This window comes from Pseudorhizobium banfieldiae (assembly GCF_000967425.1).
In the GTDB taxonomy this organism is placed as follows: domain Bacteria; phylum Pseudomonadota; class Alphaproteobacteria; order Rhizobiales; family Rhizobiaceae; genus Neorhizobium; species Neorhizobium banfieldiae.
In genome coordinates this window covers 2739457-2759387 of the sequence record NZ_FO082820.1, presented here as the reverse complement: position 1 = coordinate 2759387, position 19931 = coordinate 2739457, and the positions used below count along the sequence as shown (strand labels likewise).

Below are 19931 nucleotides of genomic sequence, written 5' to 3'. Positions count from 1 at the left end.
CGGCAACCGGAGACCCTTCATGATCCTCGACGCCGCCCGCCTGTCGCTCATAAACCTGTTTGCGCCGGAGACGCGCTCCGTCTTCTGGAAGGTCCTCGGGCTTACCATCCTCGTCCTTGTCGGCCTTTGGCTGGCGCTGCGGCAGACGTTCGTCTCCGTGGTCTGGCCGTGGTTTGCCGTCTACATGCCGGATGTGCCGGACTGGGCGGGCTGGCTTACCCTTGTCGCCGCCATCTTCGCCGGCGTGGGGCTGGCGCTTGCGCTTGCCCTTCTGATCGCGCCGATCACCGCGCTGATTGCGGGGCTCTTCCTCGACGACGTCGCCGAGGTGGTGGAGAAACGCGACTATCCAGGCGATCAGGCCGGGCAAGCCATGCCGCTTGGCCAGGCCATCATCAGTTCGCTGCAGTTCCTCGGCGTGGTGATCGCGGGCAATATTCTTGCCCTGCTGCTGCTCTTCGTGCCGGGGATCAACCTGATCGCCTTCTTCCTGGTGAACGGCTACCTGCTCGGCCGCGAGTTCTTCGAGTTTGCCGCCATGCGTTTTCGTTCGCCGCCGGAAGCGCGCGCGTTTCGGTCGAAGCATCGCGGCACCGTCTTCCTGGCGGGCCTGCTGATCGCATGCTTCCTGGCGGTCCCGATCGTCAACCTGCTGACGCCGCTCTTTGCCGCCGGGCTGATGGTGCATCTCCACAAGAAGATTTCGCGTCGCGACCCGACTTTCCGCCTGGAGCCCCACGGCGCCGGCCGATGATCTGTTGACGGGCCGTGCCGCCCTTGCGAAGGCGGTGCAGGGTATGGGAGAAGAGGGCCTCTCCCGCGAAAGCCACGTTATGCCGCAACCCAGCACCATCAATTCTGCCCTGTTCGACACTCCCTCGACACGTGACCCACTGGCGGTGCTGCGGCACGTCTACGGATATGACAGCTTCCGGGGCAAGCAGGCGCCGGTGATAGACCGGGTGATGTCGGGCGGCGACGCCGTGGTCTTGTTCCCGACCGGGGCCGGCAAGTCACTTTGCTTTCAGGTTCCGGCGCTATGCCGGGACGGCGTCGGCATCGTCGTCTCGCCATTGATCGCGCTGATGCGCGACCAGGTGGAGGCGCTGAGGCAGCTCGGCGTGCGTGCTGCCGCCCTCAATTCGTCGCTGTCGCCGGATGAGTTCTCTGAAGTTCGCCGCCTGCTCAACCAGGGCGCTCTCGATCTTCTTTATGTGACGCCGGAGCGGATCGTGACGCCTGGCTTCCGCGACATCGTCGGCTCGGCCAAGATCGCACTGTTCGCGATAGACGAGGCCCATTGCGTCAGTCAGTGGGGGCACGACTTTCGCCCGGAATACCGGGAACTGGGGCAACTGGCGGACCTCTTCCCAGGCGTGCCGCGCATGGCGCTGACGGCGACTGCCGATCCGCATACGCGCGACGACATCATCGAGCGGCTGGGGCTGCATTCAGCGGAGGTCTTCACCACCTCCTTCGATCGGCCCAACATCGCCTACGAGATTGTCGAGCGTGACCAGCCGCGTCAGCAACTCCTGCGCTTCCTGTCTCGCCACAAGGGCTCGAGCGGGATCGTCTATTGTCTCTCGCGGGCCAAGGTCGAGGAGACCGCAGACTGGCTGAACGAGCAGGGCGTGAGGGCGCTCGGCTATCATGCAGGAATGGACCGCGCCGTCCGCGATGCCAACCAGGACGCCTTCCTGAAGGAGGAGGACCTCTGCCTCGTCGCGACCGTTGCCTTCGGCATGGGCATCGACAAGCCGAATGTCCGTTACGTCGCCCATCTCGACCTGCCCGGCTCCGTGGAGGCCTATTACCAGGAGACGGGACGAGCCGGACGGGACGGTCTGCCGTCGGAAGTCTGGATGGCTTATGGGATGACGGACGTCATCCAGCGCGGCCGGATGATCGATGGCGGCCAGTCGAGCGACGAGGTGAAGCGGGTCGAACGGGCGAAGCTGAACGCCCTCCTCGGCATCTGCGAAACCGCCGGCTGCCGGCGGCAGGCGATTCTGGCGCATTTCGGCGAGGCCCATCCTGGCGGCTGCGGCAATTGCGACACCTGCCTGAAGCCGGTCGAGACCTGGGACGGGACAGAGGCGGCAATCAAGGCGTTGGCCGCGGTCTACCGCACCGGCGAGCGCTTCGGTACGGGGCACCTGATCGACGTGTTGACCGGCAACGAGAACGACAAGACCATCCGCTTCGGCCATGTCGACATGCCGGTCTTCGGCGCTGGAAGGGACTTACCCGCGAAGACCTGGCAGTCGGTCTACCGTCAGCTTCTCGCAGCCGGCCTCGTCAGCATCGACCACGATGCCTTTGGCGCCCTCAAGCTTGGCCCAGATGCGCGATCCGTTTTTCGACGTGAACGGGAGGTCCGCTTCCGCAAGGACCGGCCCAAGGCCGGCCGATCCTCGAGAAGCTCCAGCACCGGCGCAAGCCGCTCGGCACTGGAGGGCGCGGATGCGGAACTGTTCGAGGCGCTTCGCCAGACGCGGCTGGAGATCGCGAAGTCCCTCGAAGTTCCACCCTACGTGGTCTTTCCGGACACCACTCTCGTGGCTTTTGCAACCAACCGGCCCACCACGCGAGAGGCCCTGCTCGGCATCTCCGGCGTCGGCCAGTCCAAGCTCGAGCGCTACGGGGATGATTTCCTGGAAGTCATCCGGACACACACGCAGTAGTCGCTACTTCTCCATCTCTCCGATGCGCTGCGGCGGCAGTTCCACCAGTGCTGCCGGGATATCGCAGGTTTTCTCTGGAGACTTGCAGAGATCGGCGATCACACAGTGCTCGCACTCGGGCTTGCGTGCCTTGCAGGTGTAGCGGCCATGCAGGATCAGCCAGTGATGGGCGTGGAAGAGATACTGCTTCGGGATCACCTTGAGGAAGCGCTCCTCCACCTCGTCCGGTGTCTTTCCCGGCGCCATCAGCAGCCGGTTGCCGATACGGAACACATGGGTATCGACGGCGAGCGTGGGTATGCCGAAGGCCATGGACATGACGACATTCGCGGTCTTTCGTCCGACGCCCGGCAGCGTCACCAGCTCCTCCCGCGTCCTCGGGACTTCACCACCGAACTGTGCAATCAGCTTCTGCGACAGGGCAATGACGTTCTTCGCCTTGTTGCGGTAAAGGCCGATGGTCTTGATGTGCTGGATCACGCCATCCTCGCTGAGAGCCAGCATCTTCTCAGGTGTGTCGGCAACCTTGAACAGGGCGCGCGTCGCCTTGTTCACGCCGGCGTCCGTTGCCTGTGCCGACAGCGCCACGGCCACCAGCAGGGTGAACGCGTTCGTATGCTCCAGTTCCCCCTTCGGTTCCGGCCGCTGGACGGAGAAGCGGCGGAAGATCTCCTCCATTTCCGCCTTGGAATAGCGACTGCGGATATGCCTGCGGGCGCGGGTGCCGGCGGAGCTTGATTTTTGTGAAGAAGCCGTGCTGGACTTGGATTTCGGAATGGCCATATCGTCTCTATATCCAGCGCACGCGAAGAAAGGCAACGTGCAGATGACCGATGAGCAGCCCGTTTTTGCCGCGGAACTCACTCCTTACCGCTCGCTCGGCCGCAAGGGCTTTCACGTCCTGCTCATCCTCACCGGCGGCATCTGCCTCATCTACGGCGTATTCTTCCTTGTCACGGGTGCCTGGCCGATCGGACTGTTCCTCGGGCTCGATTTTCTCGCCCTCTATATCGCCTTCAAGCTGAGCTATCGCTCCGGGCGGGCCCGCGAGGAGGTGACGGTCACGCGAACAAATCTGTCCATCCGCAAGTACTCCCCGGCGGGACGCATGATTGAGCACCGCTTCAATCCCTTCTGGGCCCGATTCCGCGTCAACCGCCATGACGAATTCGGCATCACCTCCATGTATGTGACCGGCGAGGGACGCCGCACGGATGTGGGCTCGTTCCTCAATCCTGACGACCGGGAGAGTTTTGCGAAGGCGTTCCGCGGAGCGCTTGCGACCGTGACGCAGAGGCTCTGACAACTGCAAGAATCGGGTGGTCTCGCGCTCGTGACTGCGTCATTCTGCAGGCAAAGGAGACGACCGATGAACGCACTTGCCCAGTTTGCCGAGCCCGCATTCGACGCCACACCACATGGCAACGATTACGAGATCGTTCGCAAGGTCATCGAACGGATTACCCTCGACTACCGTCAGCAGCCGTCGTTGGAGGCGATCGCTTCCGAACTCGGCCAGTCGCCGACACAGTTGCAGAAAGTATTCACCCGCTGGGCCGGGCTGTCGCCCAAGGCATTCCTGCAGGCGGTAACGCTCGATCATGCCAAGCGACTGCTTGGACGGGAGGGGCTCCCGCTACTCGACACCTCCTATGAACTCGGTCTTTCCGGGCCCGGACGCCTGCACGACCTCTTCGTGACGCACGAGGCGATGTCGCCCGGAGAGTGGAAGGCCAGGGGCGGCGGACTCACCATCCGCTACGGTTTCCATCCGTCACCGTTCGGCGTCGCCCTGGTGATGGCCACGGATCGCGGTCTCGCCGGTCTGGCATTCTCCGATCTAGGTGGCGAGCGGGCGGCGCTCGACGACATGACATGTCGTTGGCCGATGGCGCAATATGTGGAAGATCTGGAGGCGACGGCGCCCTATATCCGCCGCATCTTCGACCGCTCTCAATGGTCGTCGGAGCAGCCGCTGAAGGTCGTGCTGATCGGCTCGGACTTCCAGGTACGCGTCTGGCAGAGCCTCCTGAAGATCCCCTTCGGCAAGGCGGTCACCTATTCCGACGTAGCGCGCGACATCGGCCAGCCATCGGCCAGCCGCGCCGTCGGCGCCGCGATTGGCCGAAACCCCATCTCCTTCGTCGTCCCCTGCCACAGGGCGCTCGGCAAGAGCGGTGCACTTACCGGCTACCACTGGGGGCTGACGCGCAAGCGGGCTATCCTCGGCTGGGAAGCGGGCAACCTCTAGTTCTTCGCCAGCCGCAATAGCTCCCTGGCCGCGCTCTCATCCGTGATGAGGGTGTTACAGCCGATGCGACGGATGGTGGCGCGGATGGCGAGGGCGCGGTGGGCGCCGCCGGAGGAGAGCACGATGTGCTTTGCCTTTTTCAACGTGTCGAGATCGACCGACATCACCCGCTCGTTGATTGGATGGTCGACCGAGCGCCCGTCGGCATCGAGGAAGTTGAACATGGTGTCGCAGACGCAGCCGGCGTCGATCAGTTCGGCCAGTTCCGCCTTGGAGATGAAGCCTTCCGAGAGCGACGTGGAATGCTGGCCGATATCGCCGCAGCTGACGACGGCGAGATCCATTTCTTCCGCGAGGTCATAGATCGCTTTCAGCCCGCACCTCTCGATGAGGGCGCGCTTGGTCGCGCTGGAATCGACGAGCAGCGGCGCCAGAAAGAGGTAGCATTCGGCCCCGAGCTGGCTGGCCAGCCGCCATGTGTAGTCGATCGGGTTGGTCCTGTGCACGGCGACGATACCGCCAAGCAGTGAGACCACCTTGCAATTCTGGCGGCGCGGCGGCCGGAAGCTTGCCAGCGAGGCGGTCATCGTGCGGCCCCAGCCGACACCGATCGTCATGTCTTCCTGGATCGCCTCCGACAGGAACTGGCCGAGTGCCAGGCCAACGGCCTTCGCCTGGGCTTCGGCACTCGCGTCACGCGGTTGTGGCACGACGATCGCTTCATCGAGGCCGTAGGCCTGCTCCAGCTGGGTCGCCAGCGCCAGGCAGTCGTCGACACCGGCATCGATCCAGATCTGGACCTCCGACCGCTTCATGGCCTCGTCCAGCATGCGGATGACGGTGGAACGGCTGACGCCGAGGCGTTCCGCGACCTCCTTCTGGGTCAGTCCCTGATTGTAGTAGAGCCATGCTGCCCGCAGCCGCGTCGAAGAGGCTTCGGTTATGCCGGGATGGGTTTCGCGCCTAAGCTTTGCCAAGAAAACACCGTCTGAGGTCTTTGTCGAAGGGCATGATACTTATGTCGATGCGAATGAGCAAATGTCTTGACTTGGCCATGTTCGGCTGTTGATAGTCGATGTGAGGTCGGCCATATGGTCGTCCAGTCGTCCACTCACCATCCGAAGGATTGCCGGCATGACGTCGAAACTAGAACAGCTCCGTTCGATGACCACGGTCGTCGCCGATACCGGCGATATCGAAGCGGTCACACGCCTGAAACCGGTAGATTGCACGACCAATCCGACGATTGTCCTGAAGGCGCTAGGCACACCAATGTTCGCGGATGCCGTCAAGGAGGCCATAACCTGGGGCAAGACACAGAACGGCGGCTCGGATGCAGTGATTGCCGCTGTCGCGGATCGTCTGGCCATTTCGGTCGGCGCAGCGCTTGCCAACATCGTGCCGGGCCGCGTCTCGACGGAAGTCGATGCCGATCTCTCCTTCGATACGGAAGCCTCCATCGCCAAGGCGCGCGGCATCATCGCAGCCTACAAGGAACGCGGCATCGAGCGGGACCGCATCCTGATCAAGCTGGCGTCCACATGGGAAGGCATCAAGGCAGCGGAAGTGCTGCAGACTGAGGGTATCGACTGCAACCTGACGCTGCTCTTCTCCAAGGCCCAGGCCATTGCCTGCGCCGATGCCAAGGTTTTCCTGATCTCGCCCTTCGTCGGCCGCATCCTCGACTGGTACAAGAAGTCGACTGGAGAGGACTATACCGCCGAGACGGATCCGGGTGTCATTTCGGTCCGCCAGATCTACAATTACTACAAGGCGAACGGCATCGAGACGATCGTCATGGGCGCGTCGTTCCGCAATGCCGGTGAGATCGAAGCGCTGGCAGGATGCGACCGCCTGACGATCAGCCCGGCACTTCTCGACGAACTGGACAAGGACCAGGGAAAGCTGGAGCGCAAGCTCTCGCCGGACAACATCACCGAAGATCCCTTCCAGCCGATAGACGAAAAGAGCTTCCGCTGGATGCTGAACGAGGATGCCATGGCGACGGAAAAGCTCGCCGAGGGCATTCGTTCGTTCGCCAAGGACCTCGTCGCACTCCGCACCATGGTGAAGAAGGAACTGGCTGCGGCCTGATTATCGCAGACGTCGGAATGAAGAGCGGCTTCTCGTCGAGAGGCCGCTCTTTGCGTTCAGGTGGCCGAGGTGCGGCCTTTTTCGGCAAGCGTCGTTTTCGCGAAGGCGACGATGAACATGGCCGTCATCACCAGCACGATCGTGGGTGCCGGTGCGCTGTCGATGAAGAAGCTCAGATAGATGCCGGCGAGCGTGGCAGTGACGGCAACAGCGGTGGCGGCGAGCAGCATTGCCGCAAAGCGTCGCGTGAGCAGGAAGGCGATGGCTCCCGGGGCAACCAGCAGCGCGATTGCCAGGATGATGCCGACCGCCTTCAAGGCACCCACCACGACCAGCGACAGCACTGCGAGCAGGCCGTAATGCAGCAGACGGGTCGGGAGGCCGATCGCTCGGGCGTGCTGCTCATCGAAGGACTGCAGGAGAAGGTCCTTGCGCAGGATCACCAGGAAAAGCGTTGACGCCAGCGCGATCAAGCCGGTCTCAACCATGTCGTAGGGTGTGATGCCCAGCATGTCTCCGAAAAGGATGTGGTCGAGGTGCACGTCGCTCTGCACCTTGACGTAGAGGACGAGGCCGAGGCCGAACATGCCGGAGAAAACGATGCCGAGCACCGTGTCCTCCTTGATCCGGCTGTTCTCCTTCAGGAAGCCGGTTGCCAGCGCGCATGTCATTCCCGCCGCAAAGGCGCCGATGGCAAGGGGAATGGAGAAAATGTAGGCGAGCACCACGCCGGGAAAAACGGCGTGCGATACTGCATCGCCCATCAGCGACCAGCCCTTCAGCACTAGGAAGCATGAGAGAATGGCCATCGGCACTGCAATCATCAGCGTCACCAGGAAGGCGCGCTGCATGAAGTCGATCTGGAAGGGGAAGGTGGCGAGGTCGATGAAGTCGAGAAAGCCGCTCATGCTGTCTCCTCCAGCGTCGTGCGGAGCCGTCGGCGCGCCGCCAGCATGCCGTGCTTCGGAGCGAACAGGAAAGCGAGGAGGAAGAGCCCCGTCTGGAGGACGACCATAATCCCACCAGTCGCGCCGTCGAGGAAGTAGCTGAGATAGGCGCCGGCAAAGCTAGTTGCGGCGCCGATGGCGAGGGCAAGGACGATAACCCGCTGGAAGCGATCTGTCAGCAGATAGGCAGTCGCACCAGGCGTCACCACCATGGCGACCACGAGGAATGCGCCTACCGTTTGCAGTGCGGCGACGGTGGATGCGGAAAGCAAGGTGAAGAACAGCAGACGAAGGAGGTCCGGCCGGAGGCCGATGGTGCGCGCGTGGTTCTCGTCGAAGAAGGCGACCATAAGATCCTTCCACTTGAGCGTCAGGATCACGAGGCTGACGCCGCCGATGATGACGAGCTGGAGCGTGTCCGCGGGCGTGATCGCGAGGATGTTGCCGAGTACGATCGTCTGGATGTTCACCGAGGTCGGCGAGAGCGAGACCATGAACAGGCCAAGCCCGAAGAAGGAGGTGAAGATCAGCCCGATGATGGCGTCCTCCTTCAGCCGGGTGCGCTGGTTGAGGAACAGCATGGCGCCGGCGGCAAGCCCGCCGGACAGGAAGGCACCGAGCGCGAAGGGCAGGCCCAGCATATAGGCTCCGGCGACGCCCGGCACGATGGAGTGGGAGAGGGCATCGCCGATCAGCGACCAGCCCTTCAGCATCAGATAGGCGGACAGGAAGCCGCAGACAGCTCCCACCAGCGCGCTGACCCAGATGGCGTTGCGCATGTAGTCGTAGGTAAACGGCTCAAGAAGCGTCTGGAGCATCGTCTCTCGTCTTCTGCTTCTGCTGCCGGTCGCCATAGACCACGAACGGCCGCTCGTCGTCGCTGATGACCTTGAGATGGCGCGGATCGGCGTCGTCGTGCAGGTCGGTTCCACTCAGGATGAAGTGGCGCAGGACGCCGCCGAAGGCCTTTTCCAGGTTCGCCTCCGTAAAGGTGTCCTCCGTCCTGCCATAGGCGAGCACGGTGCCCTTGACGAAGACCGTTCGATCGCAGAAGTCCGGGACGCTCCCAAGGTTGTGCGTGGAGACGAGCATCACCCGTCCCTCATCACGCAGGCTCTTCAGCAATTCGATGATCTGCTCCTCGGTCGTGACGTCGACGCCCGTGAACGGTTCGTCGAGCAGGATGATCTGGCCCTCCTGCGCCAGCGCACGGGCAAGGAAGACGCGCTTGCGCTGGCCGCCGGACAATTCGCCGATCTGGCGCTTGCGGTACTCCAGCATGTTCACCCGCTGCAGGGCTTCCGTCACCAGGTCGTGGTCGCGGCGGGAAGGGATGCGCAGGAAGTTCATGTGGCCGTAGCGGCCCATCATCACGACGTCTTCGACGAGGACAGGGAAATTCCAGTCGACCTCCTCGGCCTGCGGCACGTAGGCCACCATATTTTGGCGCAGGGCGTCATGCGCAGGCATGCCGAGGATTTCCACCGATCCATTGGTCAGCTGAACGAAGCCCATGATCGCCTTGAAGAGGGTGGACTTGCCGGCCCCGTTGACGCCGACAAGCGCAGTGATCGTTCCTCTGGGGACGGTGAAGCTTGCATGCCGCAGGGCCGTCAGGCCGTTGCGATAGGCTACCGTGATGTCATTGACCCGGAGCCCGGCGGGTGCAGGCTTCGCCCTGCCCATCATCATGAGGCGAGACCCTTCGCAACCGTATCGACCGTCACTGTCAGCAGATCGAGATAGCTGGGCACCGGCCCGTCTTCTTCACTCAGCGAGTCGACATAGAGGACGCCGCCATAGGCAGCGCCGGTTTCACGCGCCACCTGTTCCGCGGGATCGGAGGATACGGTGCTCTCGCTGAAGACGACCTTGATCCTGTGTTCGCGCACGGCGTCGATCACGGCGCGAACCTGCTGCGGCGTACCTTGGCTATCCGCATTGACCGGCCAGAGATAGAGCTCCTTCAGCCCGAAATCGCGGGCGAGGTAAGAAAAGGCGCCCTCACTGGTGACGAGCCAGCGTTGCTCTTCCGGAAGTGCGGCGAGCTGGTCGCGGATCGGCTGCACGGCTGCCTTCAGCTTTTCGGTATAGGCTGCCGCATTGGCTGCATAGGTCTCGGCATTGTCCGGATCGACCTCGCTCAGGCCCCTGCGTATGTTCTCCACATAGATCACGGCGTTCTCCAGAGACATCCAGGCATGTGGGTTTGGCTTGCCCTCATAGCTTCCCCCGGCGATTGCCATGGGCTCTACTCCGTCGGAGGCCGTCACGCTGGGAACGTCGCCGAGGTTGGCGAGAAACTTCTCGAACCAGAGCTCCAGGTTGAGGCCGTTGCGCAGGATGAGGTCGGCGTCCCGGGCACGCAGCAGGTCGTGCGGTGTCGGCTGGTAGTTGTGAATCTCGGCGCCCGGCTTGGTGATGCTTTCGACATCAGCAACATCTCCCGCAACATTGCGAGCCATGTCGGCAATGACCGTAAAGGTCGTGACGACCTTCACCTTGTCCTCCGCAACGGCAGATGCCGTGGGCGCGATGACCATTGCTGCGAGGAAGAGACCGCGAAAAAGAAACTGGGATGCCGTCATGTCGATAGTCAACCTCTTTTGCAATTAAGTTGCAATAACAATATTTACCGGAGACCCTGCTGTCAACGCTAATGAAAGTCATTCGCATAATGTCCGGAGCTGCAGGGGGAACGACGGCTCGCATCTGAAGGTTCCGTTTAAACTTTCCTCAACGACCTTGAGGCACTGTCACTCCCGCCGCCCCTTGAGTGTTGCGTAGTGAGGTTGGAATGCCGGAGCTTTGCGGATGAAATCGATCGTGTCCCGCATCCCGCGAAAGCTCCTCCTGATCCTTGCAGGGGTGACCGTCCTCGGCGGCGGCAGCGGCGCGGCGGCCGTCTATATAGGTGCCGACAGGCTGCTTGGGCCCTCCTATGGTGATCTCAACGGGCTCTCCTGCACGACGATCGAGACGGTGAGGATCAAGAAGGCCGACCGCTACTGGATCCGCAAGTATGTCACCACCGACAAGCCGGGCGATGGAATTGCCAGGCTGAAGACGGCCCTGCGGGTGGCGCGCTCTGTCCAGCAGGCCGAACATTCCGATCTCGTTCAGGTCACGGTGCTGGATCCTGCAGGCCCTGCCGATCGCTCAAGAATGCGCGGGCGTGCGATTGGGGCACAAGTCGTCTATGTCCCCGATACGAGCAGGCTGCCTGCTGGTAGCCCTGACCAAGCCATCAGCGCCTATTACGTCGACGGCAGCGCCAGCGCCACCGGCGAGTTCTGGGGGCTCAGGATCGACCTGCCGCTGGAAGATGCGCAAGCCATGTCCGCCTCTCTTACGGACGATGCCGATTGCGTCGATCCGGTGATCGAGGGGGGCGACGGCCACGGCACAGCTGCCGATCACCGCAAGACGAAGGAACAGGGAGAGGCCGCCGGTCACGGCGAGATCCCTGACGCCGGTCATGGCGGCGCCGACGAAGCGCATGGCCCGGAAACGCCTGCCGTGGAGCATGGCAAGGATGACGGCCAGGGTCTCGTCGCGTCCCTGATGGGAATGGTCGGTCTCGGTAGTGAGGAATTACCTGTCGGGACACAGGGCGATGACCACGCCGGCGAGGCGGACCCAGCCTCCAAAGGCTGGCTCGATTCAATCAAGGGCATGGCTGGTTTCGGCACGGATGCCGAGCATTCGGAGCAGGTAGCGCCGGCACATGAGGCCGAGCATCCGGCCAAAGATCGCAAGGACGAGATGGCCACGCCTGCCGGACCGGATGAACATGACGCAGAGCGGGCGGTGCCAGTGCCGCATGATAGCGGGGAGACGCCGGCCAAGGCGGCTGGGGAAGATCACGGCGCAGCTTGGCTCGCCAAGCTGCGGGCCCAGCCGATGACTTCAGAAGCAGCAAGCCACAAAGAGCCAGAAGGGCAGGAGGCAGCGCCTGCCGCCGAGGCGTCGCATGCGCCTGTGGTGGCGGAGGACGACGACCCAGAAAAGCATCGCAGAAAGCCGGAGCTGCAAGAGACGCATTGAGAACGTCGGACTGCGGATACAAAAAAGGCGGCCAGGGCCGCCTTTTCTTGTGGGAAATCAGTTCGTCCGGCTCCGTTGAGCGGGGAAGAGGATCACGTCTCGGATGGATGGAGCATCCGTCAGCAGCATAATGAGACGGTCGACGCCGATACCGAGGCCGCCTGCCGGAGGCATGCCCTGGTCGATGGCGTCGAGGAATTCGTCGTCCAGCTGCTTGTCCTTCTCGCCGCGCGCATGCGCCTGCTCGAGCTGCTCGATCATGCGGGCACGCTGTTCCTCGGGATCGTTCAGTTCCGAGAAGGCGTTGCCGATCTCCCAGGTGTTGCAGTAGGTCTCGAAGCGCTCGACAAGGCGCGGCTCACCCGGCACTTCCTTGGCGAAGGGCGAGATGTCCTTCGGGAAGTGGGTCACGTGGGCCGGCTGGATCAGCGTTGCTTCCACCTTCTCCTCGAAGATGAAGGCAAGGCATTCGCCCCAGGTCCAGTCCTTCTCGACCTCGAAGCCGGCGGCCTTGGCCGCAGCGCGTGCCTCCTCGTCCGTCTTGATCGCCAGGAAGTCGATGCCGGTGGCCTCCTTGACGGCGTCCGGCATGGGCACGCGGCGGAACGGTCCCTTGAAGGAAAGCTCCTTGTCTCCGTACTTGAATTCCGTGGAGCCATGGACGGCCATCGCAAGCCGCGCGAAGAGGCGCTCGACGAGGTCCATCATGTCCTCGTAATCGGCATAGGCCCAGTAGCACTCCATCATGGTGAATTCGGGATTGTGCCGGGTGGACACGCCTTCATTGCGGAAGTTCCGGTTTACCTCGAAGACCTTGTCGGAAAGGCCGGAGACCAGCGTGCGCTTGAGGAACAGTTCCGGCGCGATGCGCAGGTACATGTCGAGCTTCAGCGTGTTGTGGTGCGTCTTGAAGGGTTCGGCCGTTGCGCCGCCGTAGATCGACTGAAGCATCGGCGTCTCGACTTCCATGAAGCCGTCGTCTTCCATGAAGCGACGAATGCCGGAAAGGATCCGGCTGCGCTGCTGGAAGCGAAGCTTGGACTCCTCGTTCGACAGTATGTCGAGGTGGCGCTTGCGGTAGCGCATCTCGATGTCCGCGAGACCATGATACTTCTCCGGCATGGGCAGGAGAGACTTGGTCAGCATGGTGATCTCTTGCGCGTTGATCGTCAGTTCACCGCGCTTGGTACGGCGGACGACGCCGGTGACGCCGATGATGTCGCCGAGGTCGATCATCGGCAGCATGTCGCGCGCCTCCTCGGGCGTCGTATCCTTGTGGCTGAAGATCTGGATCTTGCCGGAAGCGTCGCGCAGGTCGATGAACATGCCGGAGTTGCGCATGGAGTAGACGCGGCCCGCCACAGTCACGACGTCCTGCGTCTCGACGTCCGCCTCGAGGTTCTCGTATTTCTCCGCCAGATCCGCATTGGTCATAGTCCGGTGAAAATGCGCCGGGTAGACGTCGCCGATCTTCTCGCGCAGGAGCTTCAGCTTCTGGGCACGGACTTCCGTGGCGTCGGAGGAGAGGGTGGTTTCGTTCTTGGTATCGGCCATTCTGCGGGACCTTCCTTCTTTATTGTGCGCCGACCATGGAAGCCACCACGGTGGCCGCGATCTTCAGGCGCTGGCGCACGACCGAACGGCCAAGGAGCGCCATGGAATCGAAGAGCGGCAGAGAGCGCGACGAGCCCGACATGGCAACGAAGAGCGGCGGGGTGACGACGCGCAGCTTCTTGCCCAGCTTGTCGGCAGCATTGCGCAGTTCCTGATCGATCGTCTCGACATTCCATTCGAGGATCTTCTCGAGATCCGCCTGGACCGTATTGATGATCTCCAGCGTCTCCGCCGGGGTCGTCTTCAGCCCCGAGAAGGATGCGGGCGTCAGGCCGACGTCGTTGGCGAGCAGGAAGCCAGCCAGGTTCGGCAGTTCGCCAAGCTTGGAGATGCGGCTCTGCGACAGCTTCAGACCTTCGGTCAGCCGCTCGTTCTCCGATGCCCAGTCAAGGGTGCGGGAGATGAACTCCTCCGGCGTCAGCTTCTCGCGGATCCATCGGCCGTTCAGCCAATCGAGCTTCTGGATGTCGAAGATGGCGCCAGCCTTGGAGAGGTTGTCCGGATCGAACTTCTCGATCAGCTCCTCCATGGACAGCAGTTCCTCGCCCTCGGCAATCTGGATGAAGAACAGGCCGAGGAAGTTCATCAACGCTTCAGGAAGGTAGCCGAGCGCCGAATAGTAGGAGATCGAGGTCGGGTTCTTGCGCTTCGACAGCTTCGACTTGTCGGCGTTGCGCATCAGCGACAGGTGCATCCATACGGGCTCCTGCCAACCGAAATAGCGGTAGAGCAGGATGTGCTTCGGAACCGAAGCCAGCCATTCCTCGCCGCGCGCCACATGGGTGATCTTCATCAGATGGTCGTCGATGACGTTCGCCATATGGTAGGTCGGCATCCCGTCGGCCTTGATCAGCACCTGCATGTCCACCGAGTCCCACGGGATCGAAACATCGCCGTAGACGCCGTCGGTGAAGTCGCAGGAACCCTCAGTCGGGATCTTCATGCGGATGACGGAGGCTTCGCCGGCTTCCATGCGGGCGGTGACTTCCTCGGCCTTCAGGTTGAGGCAGAGCCCGTCATACTTCGGCGGCTTGCCGGCAGCACGCTGCGCCTCGCGCATCTGCTCAAGCCGTTCGGGCGTGCAGAAGCAGCGGAAGGCGTGGCCCTTGTCGAGCAGTTCCTGGCCGTAAGGCTGGTACATCGCCTTACGTTCGGACTGGCGGTATGGGCCGTAGGGGCCCCCTACATCCGGACCTTCCGACCAGGTGAGGCCTGTCCACTTCAACGCGTCCAGGACCTTCTGCTCGAATTCCAGCGTCGAGCGCGTCGCATCGGTGTCCTCTATGCGCAGGATGAACTCGCCGCCGTGCTTCTTTGCAAAGAGATAATTGAAGAGGGCGATGTAGGCGGTGCCGACATGGGGCTCGCCGGTCGGCGAGGGGGCGATGCGGACGCGGGGACCGGAAGTGCTCATGGATAATGCTCGATTTGGCGCCGGATGCGGCGCGGACCTGCGTGTCTCGGGATTGCTGGCCTTAGCGCATATTCAGGCGCGAGCGTCAAGACGTGGGACCCAAGCTAGGCCACCGGCCAGATCCAGAGCAGCACAGGGACACTGACCAGCACGATGATGATGGATAGCGGAAAGCCAAGCCGCGGATAGTCGCTGAACTTGTACCCCCCCGGACCCATGACCAGCGTATTGCACTGGTGTCCGACCGGAGTCAGGAAGTCACAGCCGGCCCCAATGGCGACCGCCATCAGGAAGGCTTCGGGCTTGTATTGCAGGGCGGTCGCGAAACTGGCCGCGATCGGCCCCATGACCAGCACCGTGGCGGCATTGTTCAGGAAGGGCGTCACGCCCATTGCCGTCAGCAGGATCATCATCAATGCCGCATAGGCGGGCATGCCGCCAGCGATCTGCCCCAGCCAGGCCGCGATCAGTTCACTCGCGCCGGATGTCCGCAAGGTGTCCGAAACCGGGATCAGCGCCGCCAGCATGACGAGGATCGGGCCGTCGACAGCCTTGTAGACATCGGTCAAGGGGATGGCGCGGAACACAGCCATGCCGAGGGCGGCTGCGAAGAAGGCGACCGCGACGGGCGCCCAGCCCACTGCCGTGGCAATCATTGCGGCAGCGAGAATGGCGAGCGGGATGAAGGCTCGCCGCTGCGTGCCCAGCATCACTTCCCGCTGGGCCAGCGGCAAAAGGGCGAAGTCCTGCATCACGCCGGGCAGTGCGTTGCGATTTCCCTGCAGCACGATCACGTCGCCTGCCATCAGCGTCAGATCTCTCAGGCGTTCGCTCAATCGCTGCCCGCGCCGGCTGACCGCCAGAAGGTTGACTCCGCGGGTATAGGAAAGCGCCAGTTCCCGCGCCGAAAGTCCCGACAATGGCGATTCCCTCGAGATGATCGCCTCTATGGAGACCAGATCGTCGCCCTGTTGTCCCTTGCCCTTGAGCGGCTTGCCGGACAGTTGGAGCTTGGCGCTGGATACGACGCGGTCGATCGCCGCGGAGCGACCTTCCAGGATCAGCGTGTCGAACTCGCGCAGGGCAAGATCAGGAAAAGGGGACATGCGCGTCGTTCCGCGGAGAACTGCGGTCGCCAGTACCTCGCCATCGCCCAGCTTCAGCAGTTCGCTCAACGGCCTGCCCGCAATCGGGGACTGGGCCGGGACCGTTGCCTCGGACGTATAATTGGCAATCTCCACCGCATCCTCGATGGAGCTGTTCTGCTTGGTGCGGGACGGTACCAGCCAGTGGAAGAACATGAGGAAGGTTATGCCCACCAGCGTCAGGATCACCCCGACCGGGGTGAAGTCGAACATGGTGAACGGGGTGCCGGTGAGGTCTGCGCGGAGTTGCGAGACGACAATGTTGGGCGAGGTGCCGATCTGCGTCATCAGGCCGCCGAGCAGCGCGGAGAAGGCCATCGGCATCAGGTACTTGGAGGGAGAAACACCCGACCGACGGGAAAACTGGAATGCGACCGGCATCATGATGGCCAGCGCACCGATATTTTTGATGAAGGCGGACATGACGGCGACGACGATCATCAGCAGCGCCAGCTGAGCCCGTACCGAGTTGAGGTTCGGGAAGAACTTCTTGATGGCGATATCGACTATGCCGGAGCGAGCGACCGCCGCACTCACCACCAGCGCGCTGCCGACGATGATGACGATATCGTCGGAAAATCCGGAGAAGGCCTCCTCTATGGGGACGATTCCCACCGCCACTCCGGCAACCAGAGCGCAGCAGGCGACGATGTCATAACGAAATCTGTCCCAGATGAAGACGGCCATCATCACGCCGATGACGGTAAAGGCGAGGATCTGATCAGTCGACATATGGCCCCGGAAATAAGGTGAAGTGCGTCGTCTGGAAGAGACGCCGCACCGCAAGGTATCCATAACACCCGGAGCGCGAGAAGGTATCCCTGGGTATGAAAATAAAAACGGCCCGGACTAAGCCGGGCCGAGAGATGACAGTCAGTGGAGCGTCGTTTCCGCCTTTTTCCGCCGACGCGCGTTGCGAGCAAACATGTTGAGAACCTCCACGAGGGCCGAAAATGCCATCGCCGCGTAGATATATCCCTTCGGCACATGGAAGCCCATGCCCTCGGCGATCAGCGTGGTGCCGATCATCAGCAGGAAGCCCAGTGCAAGCATGACGATCGTGGGGTTCTTTTCGATGAAGTTTGCTAGGGGCGTGGCGGCCATTAGCATGACGGTTACGGCGGCAATAACCGCAATAATCATGATAATGAGATGCTCAGTCATGCCGACCGCCGTGATGATGCTGTCGATCGAGAAGACCAGGTCGAGGAGAAGGATCTGGGTGATCGCGGAGCCGAAGGTGATTGCCGCTGCGCCGCCCACCATGTCCTCCTTGTGATCCACCGGGTCCACCGAATGGTGGATTTCCCGTGTCGCCTTCCAGACGAGGAAGAGGCCGCCCGCGATGAGGATCAGGTCCTTCCACGAGAAGGGGTGGCCAAAAGCTTCGAAAAGAGGGTTGGTCAGCTGGACGATCCAGGCGACAGTGCCCAAAAGCGCAAGCCGCATCACCAGCGCAAGACCGATACCAATCTTGCGCGCCCTTTCGCGGTTCTCCTGGGGCAACTTGTTGGTCAGAATCGAAATGAAGATGAGGTTGTCGATGCCGAGCACGACTTCCATGACGACGAGCGTCACTAGCGCGACCCAAGCTGTCGGGTCCTGAATAAGCCCCAATATATCCTGCACGTTATGCCCCTCAAATCGGCGTGAATTTCATCTGCGATTTAAGCTGTCGGTGCGCAAAGGCAAGAGGAGCAGCGGCAGGTGATGCCGCTGTCCTCTCAAACCTTGCTGGCAGTGGAGCCCGAGCGGCCATAGGCCGCCATGAACATGCGGATCGCGCTCCTGACCGTTCGGTCGAGATCAGCCTCCGGCGGAACATCGTCCAGATCGCCGAAGAGGCGCAACTTGAAGAAGGTGCCGCTGGCAAGCTCGATGAACTGGCGAGCCGCAAGATCGGTATCCTCCACCTCCAGATTGCCGAGCGCGACGTGGCGGTTGATAAAGTCCTCCAGGACGGTTCGGACATTCGCCGGCGAGTGGAAGAAGCGGCTGCACAGCTTCGGCATCCGCGTCGTTACACCGATCAGGGTCCGCATCGCGTTGATGGTCTGCGGAGCGGTGATGTGGGTCGCGAATCCCATGCCGAAGCGGTAGAGGCCGTCCTCCACTTCCTCGCTGCCGGCCAGGATATCCTTCAGCATGAGCGTGATACGCTGGCGTTCCTGCTCGATTATGGCGCCGAAGAGATCTTCCTTGTTCTCGAAATAGACATAGATCGTGCCCTTAGAGACGCCTGCTTCGCGGGTGATATCGTTCATGCTCGCGGCGTCAAAGCCCAGCGTCATGAACACACGTTTTGCGCCTTCGATAATCTGCCCACGCTTGGCTGGGTCCGCGCCCGCAGCGAAGCGGCCCTGCTGGTGGGGGATCGAACAACGTTCTTCCGTTTTTTCCTCGGTCATCTCAGTTCTTCTTAACTTTCCGAACCAATTGGTTCGATTTGACCTTGATATGCGCAGCGACACGATCTATGTCAAGCACACTGAACCGATCGGTTCGATTAACCAGCGCAACAGTGGTAACTCTCATGACCGCATCCTCCTCTGCAAGTGCACTTCGTGCCGTAGCGACAGACGGCGAAGCCGAACAAGGCAAGGCGGGCGACGCGCAACCGGCGCCGCCGGCAGCCGAGCAGGTACGCGCTCCGGAAAAGAAGAAGCGGCGTAGCCCGGTCCTTCCCCTGATCCTTGCGGCATTGCTGTCCGGGGCTGGCTGGTATGGTTATGGCTGGTGGACGGACGGTCGCTTCCTGATCTCGACGGACGACGCCTATATCAAAGCGGACATCGCAATCGTCTCGCCCAAGGTCGCCGGCTACGTCGAAAAGGTGAATGTGGTCGAGAACCAGCAGGTGAGGGCAGGCGATCCGCTCGTGACGCTCGATGGGCGGGATTACCAGATCGCACTGGAGCGGGCGACCAACGCGATCGAGAGCGCCAGGCTCGCCGTCAAGCGGATCGACGCACAGATCGTCGGTGCCGAGGCGGCGTTGAAGCAGGCGGAGGCGCAGCGCGGCGCTCTTGAAGCAGCATTGCGCGGCGCTGAGATCACCGAGCGACGCGCGGGCGAACTGGCGTCGAAGTCGATCGGTACGGCAGCTGACCTCGACAATGCGCGGGTGGCCCTCGACCAGGCACGCGCCAATCTTGTCGCCGGTGAAGCCAGCGTCGCCTCTGCAGAGGCCAATATCGGGCTCCTGCGGGCGCAACGCGACGAAGCCCTGAACAGCATCCGCGCGCAGGAACTGGCGCGTGACCAGGCCCAACGCGATCTCGACTTTACGGTTCTGAAGGCGCCCTATGACGGCGTGATCGGCAATCTTGCGGTCCAGACCGGCGATCTCGTATCGGCCGGCAAGCGGCTGGCGGCCCTTGTCCCGCTCACCGAACTCTATGTCGAGGCGAATTTCAAGGAAACGCAGATCGGCAATCTCGAACCCGGCTCCAAGGTGCGCGTCCATGTCGATGCCTTCGAGGAGCACGATCTGGTCGGGACGGTCACCTCGCTTGCTCCGGCATCCGGCTCGGTCTTCTCCATGCTGCCGGCGGAAAACGCCACGGGCAACTTCACGAAGGTGGTGCAGCGGGTGCCGGTTCGCATCGCCCTTCCGGAGGAGGCGCTGGCGCAAGGGCGTCTGCGGGCGGGCCTGAGCGTCGTGGTCGATGTCGACACCCGCACCGCCCCTTCGGGCGATGCCTTGGCTGCTGCCGACTAACGGCAGACCAC

The 19931-nt window shown here is 62.4% G+C and carries 18 protein-coding genes; 7 read left to right on the top strand and 11 right to left on the bottom strand.

Annotated elements, in window-relative coordinates:
• The first annotated feature begins 19 nt into the window (after window positions 1-19).
• The gene (locus NT26_RS13585) at window positions 20-754 is read left to right on the top strand and encodes a sulfate transporter family protein (protein ID WP_052639486.1); all 735 of its coding nucleotides are present in this window, start codon (window positions 20-22) and stop codon (window positions 752-754) included.
• Between the two features lie 79 nt (window positions 755-833).
• Window positions 834-2687, top strand: coding sequence for a DNA helicase RecQ (gene recQ, locus NT26_RS13580; protein ID WP_052642184.1), 1854 nt, complete (start codon window positions 834-836; stop codon window positions 2685-2687).
• Between the two features lie 3 nt (window positions 2688-2690).
• On the opposite strand, the gene nth is transcribed toward recQ, so the two are convergent.
• A complete protein-coding gene (gene nth, locus NT26_RS13575; RefSeq protein ID WP_052639485.1) occupies window positions 2691-3470 on the bottom strand; it encodes an endonuclease III in 780 nt (259 codons plus the stop codon).
• A gap of 43 nt (window positions 3471-3513) precedes the next feature.
• On the opposite strand from nth, the gene NT26_RS13570 reads away from it, so the two are divergent.
• Window positions 3514-3990 (top strand): DUF2244 domain-containing protein, encoded by a 477-nt coding sequence (locus tag NT26_RS13570; RefSeq protein ID WP_052642183.1) that lies wholly within the window; start codon window positions 3514-3516, stop codon window positions 3988-3990.
• Window positions 3991-4056: 66 nt separating this feature from the next.
• Window positions 4057-4938: a methylated-DNA--[protein]-cysteine S-methyltransferase gene (locus NT26_RS13565; protein WP_052639484.1), complete on the top strand. Its 882-nt coding sequence runs from the start codon at window positions 4057-4059 to the stop codon at window positions 4936-4938.
• Here NT26_RS13565 and NT26_RS13560 read toward each other — a convergent pair.
• The gene (locus NT26_RS13560; RefSeq protein ID WP_052639483.1) at window positions 4935-5915 is read right to left on the bottom strand and encodes a sugar-binding transcriptional regulator; all 981 of its coding nucleotides are present in this window, start codon (window positions 5913-5915) and stop codon (window positions 4935-4937) included. The two genes, NT26_RS13565 and NT26_RS13560, sit on opposite strands and share 4 nt — an antisense overlap.
• A 157-nt stretch (window positions 5916-6072) precedes the next feature.
• Here NT26_RS13560 and tal point away from each other — a divergent pair, with 157 nt between their 5' ends.
• The gene (gene tal, locus NT26_RS13555) at window positions 6073-7032 is read left to right on the top strand and encodes a transaldolase (protein ID WP_052639482.1); all 960 of its coding nucleotides are present in this window, start codon (window positions 6073-6075) and stop codon (window positions 7030-7032) included.
• Window positions 7033-7088: 56 nt separating this feature from the next.
• Here the strand turns inward: tal and NT26_RS13550 are convergent, their stop codons facing one another.
• From NT26_RS13550 to NT26_RS13535, 4 genes are read right to left on the bottom strand one after another with little or no spacing between them, the layout of a single operon-like run.
• Entirely contained in the window at window positions 7089-7940 is an 852-nt protein-coding gene (locus tag NT26_RS13550) for a metal ABC transporter permease (protein ID WP_052639481.1), read from the bottom strand.
• Window positions 7937-8797, bottom strand: coding sequence for a metal ABC transporter permease (locus NT26_RS13545; RefSeq protein WP_052639480.1), 861 nt, complete (start codon window positions 8795-8797; stop codon window positions 7937-7939). Before NT26_RS13545 ends, NT26_RS13550 begins: the two co-directional genes overlap by 4 nt.
• Window positions 8778-9671, bottom strand: coding sequence for a manganese/iron ABC transporter ATP-binding protein (locus tag NT26_RS13540; RefSeq protein WP_052639479.1), 894 nt, complete (start codon window positions 9669-9671; stop codon window positions 8778-8780). The genes NT26_RS13545 and NT26_RS13540 overlap by 20 nt, the downstream gene beginning before the upstream one ends.
• Window positions 9668-10522 (bottom strand): metal ABC transporter substrate-binding protein, encoded by an 855-nt coding sequence (locus NT26_RS13535; RefSeq protein WP_052642181.1) that lies wholly within the window; start codon window positions 10520-10522, stop codon window positions 9668-9670. The genes NT26_RS13540 and NT26_RS13535 overlap by 4 nt, the downstream gene beginning before the upstream one ends.
• Window positions 10523-10793: 271 nt before the next feature.
• On the opposite strand from NT26_RS13535, the gene NT26_RS13530 reads away from it, so the two are divergent.
• Window positions 10794-12026, top strand: a complete 1233-nt coding sequence (locus NT26_RS13530; protein ID WP_052639478.1) for a hypothetical protein — start codon at window positions 10794-10796, stop codon at window positions 12024-12026.
• A gap of 57 nt (window positions 12027-12083) precedes the next feature.
• Here NT26_RS13530 and lysS read toward each other — a convergent pair whose 3' ends face one another.
• The 5 genes from lysS to NT26_RS13505 form a co-directional block, all read right to left on the bottom strand.
• Window positions 12084-13580 (bottom strand): lysine--tRNA ligase, encoded by a 1497-nt coding sequence (gene lysS / locus NT26_RS13525; RefSeq protein ID WP_052639477.1) that lies wholly within the window; start codon window positions 13578-13580, stop codon window positions 12084-12086.
• 19 nt (window positions 13581-13599) lie between these two features.
• A complete protein-coding gene (gene gltX / locus NT26_RS13520; RefSeq protein ID WP_052639476.1) occupies window positions 13600-15054 on the bottom strand; it encodes a glutamate--tRNA ligase in 1455 nt (484 codons plus the stop codon).
• Window positions 15055-15158: 104 nt separating this feature from the next.
• A complete protein-coding gene (locus tag NT26_RS13515) occupies window positions 15159-16931 on the bottom strand; it encodes an SLC13 family permease (protein ID WP_052639475.1) in 1773 nt (590 codons plus the stop codon).
• Window positions 16932-17072: 141 nt separating this feature from the next.
• Window positions 17073-17828 (bottom strand): TerC family protein, encoded by a 756-nt coding sequence (locus tag NT26_RS13510; protein ID WP_052639474.1) that lies wholly within the window; start codon window positions 17826-17828, stop codon window positions 17073-17075.
• 95 nt (window positions 17829-17923) lie between these two features.
• Window positions 17924-18607, bottom strand: a complete 684-nt coding sequence (locus NT26_RS13505) for a TetR/AcrR family transcriptional regulator (RefSeq protein ID WP_052639473.1) — start codon at window positions 18605-18607, stop codon at window positions 17924-17926.
• A 125-nt stretch (window positions 18608-18732) separates the two neighbouring features.
• Here NT26_RS13505 and NT26_RS13500 point away from each other — a divergent pair, with 125 nt between their 5' ends.
• Window positions 18733-19920, top strand: a complete 1188-nt coding sequence (locus NT26_RS13500) for an HlyD family secretion protein (RefSeq protein ID WP_052639472.1) — start codon at window positions 18733-18735, stop codon at window positions 19918-19920.
• The last annotated feature ends 11 nt before the right edge of the window (window positions 19921-19931 follow it).